Below are 8,691 nucleotides of genomic sequence, written 5' to 3' on the forward strand. Positions count from 1 at the left end.
AGCATGAGCATTCAATACGATATGTCGCTTCGCCACGGCGTCGACTTTGCCTTTCGTCTCGACGGAAAAGTCGCGATAGTGACCGGCGGCCTGGGCGGCATTGCAATGGCGACGAACGCCGCGCTGATCGGCAAGGGCGCACGCGTCGCCATTCTTTATCCTGCCTTCGAGGAAGCGCGCGTGGCCGCAGCTATCGAGGAGCTTGGCTCGTCCAATGCGGTGGCGTTTGCTTGCGATGTGACGCAGGAAGCAGATGTGGAAGCGGCCATTGCTGCTGCCCACAAGCATTTCGGCGATCTTCATCTGCTGGTCAATGCCGCGGGTTGCATCACGCTCACGCGTGCCGAAGACATTGGCTTTGAAGAATGGCAACGGCAGATCGCAGTCAACCTGACCGGGCCGTTCCTTTGCGCGAAGCACTTCGCGAGACACGTTCTGGCAAGCGGTCACGGCGGCAAGATCGTCAACATTGCTTCGCAGGCTGCGATTGTCGCCATTGACCAGCATTGTGCATATACGTCGGCGAAAGCCGGATTGATCGGCATGACTAAGGTTCTTGCGAAGGAGTGGGCTGGCCGCGGCATCACGGTCAATACCGTCTCGCCGACTGTCGTTCTTACGCCGATGGGCGCGGCTGCCTGGGAGGGCGAAAAGGGCGAAGCAATGAAGAAAATGATACCCGTCGGCCGCTTTGCGTACACGGACGAGATCGCCGCCGCCATCTTGTTCCTGCTGTCCAACGGCTCGGACATGATCACGGGCGCCGACATCATGATCGACGGTGGTTACACGATCTGTTAACGCGCTGAACACCGGAATCAAGCGGCTAAAGACCGCATCCTTGGTAAAACTCGATTAATAAAACTTGAATCAGGAGACAACAACATGTGGAAAAAACTTACATTGTCCGCAGCCGTGGCTGCTTCGGTGAGCTTGGTCATGCCTCTCGGTGCGCAAGCCGCGGGCAAGGGCACCATCGCCATTCTCGTCAACGCGCTCGACAACCCGTACTACGCTGCTGAGGCGAAGGGCGCGGACACAGAAGCGAAGAAGCTCGGCTACGACACCATCGTCCTGTCGCACGGCGAAGACGTGAACAAGCAGAATGAACTGGTCAACCTGGTGATCGGCAAAGGCGTGAAGGGCATCGTGCTCGACAACGCCGATTCGAACAGCAGCGTGGCGACCGTTCGGACCGCCAAGGACAAGAAAGTGCCGGTCGTGCTGATCAACCGCGAGATCCCGAAGGACGGCCTCGCCATCGCGCAGTTAAGCCACAACAATCTCCAGGCCGGCACGGAAGTCGCGCAAAGGTTTGTCGAAACCATCGGCGAGAAGGGTGAATACGTTGAACTGACCTGCAATCTGGCGGACAAGAATTGCGTGACGCGCTCGCAAGCTTTTCATCAGGTACTCGATCAATACCCCGACCTGAAGATGGTCGCGCGCCAGGATGCGAAGGGTGCGCTGTTGCCGGGCAAGCAGGCGATGGACTCCATCTTGCAGGAGCATCCGAACGTCAAGGGTGTCATTGCAGGCAACGGGCCGGTCGCGCTTGGAGCGATTGCATCGCTGGAGTCGGCCGGGCATAAGGACGTGGTGGTGATGGGTATTGACGGCAGCAACGACGAGCGTGATTCCATCCTCGCCGGCAAGCTCAAGGCGACGGTCATGCTGCAAGCGCAAGGCATTGCGATCCACGGCGTGGACCTGCTCGACAAGTACATCGCGACCGGTAAGACCGGTGAGCAGGAACGCCAGTTGTTTCGCGGCATCCTGATCACGAAGGCCAACGCTTCGAAGGTCAACGACTTCTACTACACCAAGTAAGCAGTGAGTAGTCAGCGTGCAATTGTGGTTGCGGTTGAGGCTAGACAGATCCGCAACCGCCGCCGCAGCCGCACGAAGTCTGTTTGAAGTGAGGACGCCATGTTTTACCGAATTTCCGCCCTGCGCACACTGCTTTTGCCAATCAGCCTCGGCCTGGGCCTCACGCTGGCGCTTGCAGCCTGCCACGTCGTCACCGACACGGAGCTGGCCGCCATCCGCAGCCAAGGTCAGCGTCATGGACCGGATGCGGCGCAGGTCTTCAACGGTCAACTGGTTCCGTATGCCGACAAGAATGCGAAACCGGCCGCGCTGGTGGTCGGGGCGTTGACGCAGAACTTCGATACCGCCTGCAAGCAGTATGGCTTTCGTCAGAGCGACGCGTTTCCCTGCAACTTCTGGATCCGGGTGCAGGGCAAGGTGACACGCATAGACGATTCGTCGCGAGTGGGTAAAGCGTACGTGGAACTCACCCAAGCCGCCGGTGGCGATCCCGTGGATATTGTCTTGCAGATGGGACCGGTGATTGTAGGCACCGGCGTGCGCGACGGTTTCCCGGGCATCAAGTACAGCGACTTCGACGACCAGACCAAGTTCGCCGCGTTCGGCCAGGAGATCAACAAGCTGGTGGTGGCGCGAGTGCAGCATTCGCTCAAGCTCAAGGTAGGCGACCCGGTCGACGTGGCCGCCGTCTACAGTAGCTGGAGCGAACCCGCGGGAGAAATTCGCGCGATCCCGGTGGCCTGGAAATGAACCTCAATCCCGTGCATGTGATCGAGACGAAAGGTCTTTCGAAGACCTACCCCGGCACCGCCGCGCTGGTCGATGTGAATTACAAGGTGCAGCGCGGTAAGGTCAATGTGCTGATCGGCGAGAACGGCGCGGGTAAATCCACACTGATGAAATTGCTGGCCGGGGCGGAAGTGGCAAGTGCCGGCGAAATCTGGATCGACGACAAGCGAGTGCATATTACCGACGTGCGCAGCGCCGAGCGTCATGGCATTGGCATCATCTTTCAAGAGCTGAACCTGTTCCCTGAGATGACGGTGGCGGAGAACATCTACGCGGGCAATGAGCTGACGAGTTCCGGCGTGATCCGCAGCAAGGCCGAGAACCATCAGGCAAAAATCTTGCTGGAGCGTTTGCAAATTCCGATCGACCCGCGCACGCGGCTCGGCAATCTCTATGTCGGTCAGCAGCAACTGGTCGAGATCGCCAAGGCTTTGTCCAAGCACATCAAGGTGCTGATCATGGACGAGCCAACGTCGGCGCTCTCCAAGACCGAAGTCGAAATCCTCTTCAAGATCATTCGCCAGTTGAAAGAGCAGGGTGTGACGGTGATTTATATCTCGCACCGGCTGGAAGAGATCATGGCGATCGGTGATTGCATCACGGTGCTGCGCAATGGCCGGCTCGTGGCCGAGGACGAGATCGCCAACGTGGACATTCCGTGGATCATCGAAGCAATGGTGGGATCGTCGAAGAAGCGTTTTGCGTTCGCGCAGCACGCGCTTGGCGAAGAAGTGCTGAAGGTGACGGATCTGGCGCTGAAGCGCTCGAATGGAATCTACGCAGTCGATCATGTGTCGTTCAGCGTTTGCGCGGGTGAGGTGGTGGGCATCTACGGCTTGATGGGTGCGGGTCGCACGGAGTTGCTCGAAGCGCTGCTTGGCGCGCAGCCGCTTGCTATCGGGCAGATCGAACTGGCGGGCAAGCGTATCGAGCGGCACAACATTCCGCAGCGCATTGACGCGGGTATTGCGCTCGTTCCCGAAGACCGGCAGAAGCAAGGCATGGTGCAGCTCATGACCATTCTGGAAAACATGACGCTCTCCAGTCTCGGCAAATTTGTCCGGCGTTTTGCGTTCGGTGCGCTGGGCCGCGCGAAGCAGGTCGATGCCGCTAACGACGTGATCAAGCGTCTTGCCATCAAGGCAAGTTCCGTCGATGCCCCCATCACGTCGCTGTCCGGCGGCAACATGCAGAAGGTCGTCATCGGTAAAGCATTGCTGACATCGCCTAAGGTATTGCTGATGGACGAGCCGACACGCGGTATCGACGTCGGTGCCAAAGAGGATGTCTACAAGACCATCAGCTTGCTGGCGCAGTCGGGCATCGCGGTGGTGTATGCAACATCCGAACTCGACGAAGCGATGGCCGTCTCCAACCGCGTTTTCGTGATGGCGAGCGGCAAGCTCACCGCCATCATGGGACGCGCCGAATTCGATAGCGAACGGATCGTGCGCGCGTCGACGCCCGCCACGGCCGTCGTCTGAAGCGACTGAGGTTCAATCCATGACAACGTCTAACAGGGCCGATACTTCCGTGCAATCACTGCCCGCCAAGCCTGATCGCGAAGCAGCCTACTGGGCCTCGCGCGTGACGGTCAGTATCCTGAAGCTGCGTATTTTCATTGCGCTGTTTGCGATCGTGATTGTGTTCTCGCTTGCCACCGACAACTTCCTGTCGACCGGCAACATGCTGATCATGGCGAAGCACGTGACGGTGGTCGCCATTCTCTCGATCGGCATGACCCTGGTGATCCTGACCGGGGGAATCGATTTGTCCGTTGGATCGATCGTCGGGATCAGCGGCATGGCCGCAGGTTACCTGCTGCTCGAAGGCGTGAAGATCGGGCATCACATCGTGTTCTTCAATCCGGTCGGCGTGGCGCTGATTGCTTGCGTGATCGGTGCGTTGATTGGTGCGATCAATGGTTACCTGATCACCATGCTCAACGTCGCGCCGTTCATTGCGACACTCGGCATGTTGTATGTAGTTCGCGGCGCGGCGCTGCTGGTCAACAATGGCAGCACCTACGCCGATCTGGAAGGCAACGCGGCGTTGGGCAATACAGGTTTTGAGTTTATCGGCAACGGGACGATCCTCGGTCTGTCCATGCCGGTCTGGATCCTGATCGTGCTGGCGGCCGTCACTATCTTCGTGGCCCGCAAGACGCCGCTCGGACGACGCGTCTATGCGATCGGCGGCAATGAGCAGGCGGCGCGTTTCTCGGGTATTCGCACGAATCGCGTGAAACTGTTCGTCTATATGTTCTCGGGTTTTTGTGCCGCGATTGTCGGCCTTGTGATCACCGCGCAGTTGCAGACGGCGCACCCGTTGACCGGACAGACCTTCGAGCTGAACGCAATAGCAGCAGTCGTGCTCGGCGGCACGGCATTGGCGGGAGGCCGGGGCACGGTATTCGGTTCAGTGGTCGGCGCATGCGTGATCAGTATTCTGGGCGACGGCATGGTGATGTGCGGCATCAGCGACTTCTGGCAGATGGTGATCAAGGGTCTCGTGATCATCTTCGCTGTGGTTATCGACCAGTTGCAGCAGCGGTTGCAATCGCGCATGGTTTCACTGACGGCGTAAGCGCGTTCATCGGGAAAGGGTATGCAATACGTATTGGCGATCGACCAAGGCACGAGCGGCACGAAGGCGCTTCTTTTCGACGCGCACGGCAACGTGCATGGGCGCGGTTTCACGGCGGTGCCCTGCACGCATCCGCGCGCTGGTTTTGTCGAGCAGGATGCAGAGGCTTTGTATCGCTCGGTGTTGAGCGCAGTGGCGCAATGTATCGACCGGTTCGAAGGCGACAGAGCTGAGATTGGCGGCGTTGCTGTTTCGAGCCAGCGTGAGACCGTCGTGCTGTGGAGCGAAGAGGGGCACGCCATTGTTCCTGCGGTCTCGTGGCAGTGCCAGCGTTCGCTTGCGATCTGCGAGCGTTTGCGCGAGCAGGGCATGGCAGAAGTGATCGCCGAGAAAACGGGCTTGCTGATCGACCCGTATTTCTCGGGCACAAAGCTCATCTGGCTGAACGAGAACGACGAGCGGGTCAGCTCACGCATTGCTTCGGGATCGGCTTTGTTCGGCACCGTCGATAGCTGGTTGCTGTATCGGTTGACCGGTGGCGCGTCGTATCTGACCGACTATACAAATGCATCGCGCACGATGTTGATGAACCTGCATACGCTCGAATGGGATCGCGAGTTGATCGCCGGATTCGGTCTTGATGGATTGCGATTACCGGAGCTGCGGCCATCGGCGGCGGACTTTGGGGCGACCGACTTCGAGGGCTTGCTGGCGAAACCTGTTCCAGTCGTCGCCATGATTGGTGACTCGCACGCCGCCGCTGTAGGCGAAGGCTGCTTGCGGCCGGGGCTCGCTAAAGCGACCATGGGAACGGGCTCGTCGCTGATGATGAACGTTGGCTTCAAACCGCAAGCGCCTGCGCACGGACTTGTATCGACGCTCTGTTTCGCGACGTCGCAGCGGGTCGACTACGCGATGGAAGGCATCATCATCAGTGCGGGTTCAACCCCTGCATGGCTCAAAGAAAAGCTCGGCCTCTTTAGCGATTTCGCCGAAGCGGAGCAGGCATTCACGGACTATGACAACGGCGGTGTTTTCCTGATCCCCGCGTTTTCCGGCATCGGCTGTCCGCACTGGAAATATCCGGGCGGCGCACAGATCGTCGGACTCAATTTCTCGACGTCATGGCAGCACGTTGCGCGTGCCGCGTATGAATCGATTGTCTACCAGATCAAGGACGTCATCACTGTCATGGAACAGGCGGCGCAGGTGCAACTGGTCGAGCTGTTCCTTGACGGCGGACTTGTGCAGCGGCCGTTCCTCCTGCAATACCTCGCCGACACGCTTAACCGCCCCGTCAGCACCCTCGCGATGAGTGAGATATCAGCGGCCGGCGCAGCGGCGCTGGGGTCGCTGCAGCTGGGACTGATCGATACCCTCGACGCCGGTCAGGCCGAGCGTCCGGTGCTGCGACGCGTTGAGCCCGGCGCGGGAGTGGAGCAGGCGGCGCTGAATCATTCGCAATGGCTGCGCTGGATCGAGCGGCTTTGATCAACCCTATTTGAAAAGGAGCAGACGTGAGCCAGAACTTGAAGCGCTTCGAAAACAAAGTAGTGGTGGTAACGGGCGGTAGCCGCGGTATCGGCTTGGGAATAGCCGAGCGTTTTGCGCAGGAAGGCGCGAAAGTGTGCGTATCGGCGAATGAAAAGAGCGTCTTCGACGCCGCCGCGCAACTGCGTGAATCGGGTTATGACGCGATCGCCGTGGAGACAGACGTCACCGACAAAACCCAGGTCAAGGCGCTCTACGAAGAAGTGGCGGCGAAGCTGGGCGAAGTCGATGTATCGATCCAGAACGCGGGCGTGATCACCATCGCGAAGTTGGAAGACTTGAGCGAGGCGGATTGGGACAAGGTTCTCGCGGTGAACACGAAAGGGGTATTCCTCTGCTGCCAGGAAGCAGCGGGGCGCATGCTGCGCGCGGGAAAAGGAGGCCGCCTGATCAATACGGCTTCCGGACAGGCTCGGCAGGGTTTCGTGTACACGCCGCACTACGCCGCGAGCAAGTTCGGCGTGCTTGGGATTACCCAAAGCCTTGCCAAGGAACTTGCGCCTACAGGCATTACCGTCAATGCATTCTGCCCGGGCATTATCACGACCGACATGTGGGCTTACAACGATGAAGCATGGGGCAAGTTGCTGGGCGACTACAAGCCCGGCGAACTGATGGCGGAGTGGGTGAAGAACATTCCAATGGGACGAGCGGGAACGGGGGCGGACGTGGCAGGGCTGGTAGCGTTCCTGGCCTCCGACGATGCTTCCTACATCACGGGACAAACCGTCAATGTGGACGGCGGGATGTTTATGTCCTGAGTGTGATTTGTTTTAAAAGCGCCACGTGGGCAGTTGAAATGACCACGTGGCGCTTTTTGTTCATTGTATTTTTGCCGTCGTTACCGGACGTTCGCCAGTGCTGCGATCTTGCGGATCGTATCGGCGCAAGCAGACGCCGCTTCGACGCCCTTCACGACGAAATGCTCGCGGAAGAACTTGGTGTGTTCTTCGCCCGAGTGGAAGTGATGGGGTGTCAACACAGCGGACAGGACCGGCGTGCCGGTTTCCAGTTGCACTTGCATCAAGCCGGTGATGACGGCCTGCGCCACGAACTCGTGCCGGTAGATGCCACCATCGACTACTAAACCTGCGGCAACAATAGCCGCGTAGTCGCCACGTTGAGCGAGTAGCTTAGCGTGCAGGGGGATTTCGAAGGCACCGGCGACTTCGTAGAGATCGATGTCGTCGCGGCTGAATCCTTGTGCCTGGATGGCATCGAGGAACGATGCTTTGCACTGGTCGACAATGTCGCGGTGCCAGCACGCTTGAATGAATGCGATACGGGCGCGCGGCTTGGTTGCCGTGCTAACGGCGTGATTATTTTCGAGAGTAGTTGCGAGCGTCATAAATGTAAGCCTGTTTGTGTGAACAGGGCGAAGGACGGCATGGTCCCTTGGCGCAAATTCAGCACATGCAGCAAGTGCTTTCGCGCAAAGGGACACACGCCGTCCCGTTCTCTTTCATCCGGACTATGACCGTCGGCCCCGGAATCAAACCGGGTCTGCTGACCTTTGTGTTCCGCCATGCTTTCAGGGCAAAACACAAAGCGCTCGCGGGCTACGCGTGGAAGCTATACGCGATTACCGCCGGTGGGGAGTTTCACCCCGCCCCGAGAACTCGTTCTTAGTGAACGGAACGTAAATTATCACGATTTTTAAAAATGTGCCGGGATCAAGTGAGTTTTCGCTCGCGCTGGTCAACGGATTTTGGGGTTTTTAGTGGGTGCGGGTTGGTGCTTTCGGGGTTTTTGGTCGGGGTTAGTACCGGGTTGGTGCTTTCCGTGTTAGTGGTCTGCGTGAGTCGGATTTTCTCTTTATCACTGTTAGCCACTGCGCGTGGCGGCGCGTCATTTCTTTATATGAACGTCCCCGTTTGCGCCAGGGTTTCGAGCATGTAACGCAACAGGAGGTTGCAGCTTTATATTCGGCCTTGT

The 8,691-nt window shown here is 58.8% G+C and carries 8 protein-coding genes and 1 riboswitch; of the genes, 7 read left to right on the forward strand and 1 reads right to left on the reverse strand.

The window, feature by feature from the left end; all coding sequences use genetic code 11:
• The first annotated feature begins 3 nt into the window (after positions 1-3).
• The 7 genes from GSQ93_RS36280 (at position 4) to GSQ93_RS36310 (ending at position 7,517) form a co-directional block, all read left to right on the forward strand.
• A complete protein-coding gene (locus GSQ93_RS36280; RefSeq protein WP_158940948.1) occupies positions 4-801 on the forward strand; it encodes a GolD/DthD family dehydrogenase in 798 nt (265 codons plus the stop codon).
• Positions 802-885: 84 nt separating this feature from the next.
• Positions 886-1,830 carry a D-ribose ABC transporter substrate-binding protein gene (locus GSQ93_RS36285; protein WP_158940951.1) on the forward strand — a complete coding sequence of 315 codons (945 nt, stop codon included), beginning with the start codon at positions 886-888 and terminating at the stop codon, positions 1,828-1,830.
• A gap of 99 nt (positions 1,831-1,929) precedes the next feature.
• A complete protein-coding gene (locus tag GSQ93_RS36290; protein WP_158940953.1) occupies positions 1,930-2,580 on the forward strand; it encodes a DUF2291 family protein in 651 nt (216 codons plus the stop codon).
• Positions 2,577-4,103, forward strand: a complete 1,527-nt coding sequence (locus GSQ93_RS36295; protein ID WP_158940955.1) for a sugar ABC transporter ATP-binding protein — start codon at positions 2,577-2,579, stop codon at positions 4,101-4,103. The genes GSQ93_RS36290 and GSQ93_RS36295 overlap by 4 nt, the downstream gene beginning before the upstream one ends.
• A 19-nt stretch (positions 4,104-4,122) precedes the next feature.
• The gene (locus tag GSQ93_RS36300; protein WP_158940957.1) at positions 4,123-5,205 is read left to right on the forward strand and encodes an ABC transporter permease; all 1,083 of its coding nucleotides are present in this window, start codon (positions 4,123-4,125) and stop codon (positions 5,203-5,205) included.
• 21 nt (positions 5,206-5,226) lie between these two features.
• Positions 5,227-6,696, forward strand: coding sequence for an FGGY family carbohydrate kinase (locus GSQ93_RS36305; protein ID WP_158940959.1), 1,470 nt, complete (start codon positions 5,227-5,229; stop codon positions 6,694-6,696).
• Positions 6,697-6,722: 26 nt separating this feature from the next.
• The gene (locus GSQ93_RS36310; protein ID WP_216857726.1) at positions 6,723-7,517 is read left to right on the forward strand and encodes a glucose 1-dehydrogenase; all 795 of its coding nucleotides are present in this window, start codon (positions 6,723-6,725) and stop codon (positions 7,515-7,517) included.
• Positions 7,518-7,597: 80 nt separating this feature from the next.
• On the opposite strand, the gene GSQ93_RS36315 is transcribed toward GSQ93_RS36310, so the two are convergent.
• Complete coding sequence (locus tag GSQ93_RS36315; RefSeq protein WP_158940961.1) at positions 7,598-8,104, reverse strand: 6,7-dimethyl-8-ribityllumazine synthase; 507 nt, start codon at positions 8,102-8,104, stop codon at positions 7,598-7,600.
• A 102-nt stretch (positions 8,105-8,206) separates the two neighbouring features.
• A riboswitch (FMN riboswitch) is annotated at positions 8,207-8,379 on the reverse strand.
• Positions 8,380-8,691 lie beyond the last annotated feature (312 nt).

This window comes from Burkholderia sp. S171 (genome assembly GCF_009766085.1).
In the GTDB taxonomy this organism is placed as follows: domain Bacteria; phylum Pseudomonadota; class Gammaproteobacteria; order Burkholderiales; family Burkholderiaceae; genus Caballeronia.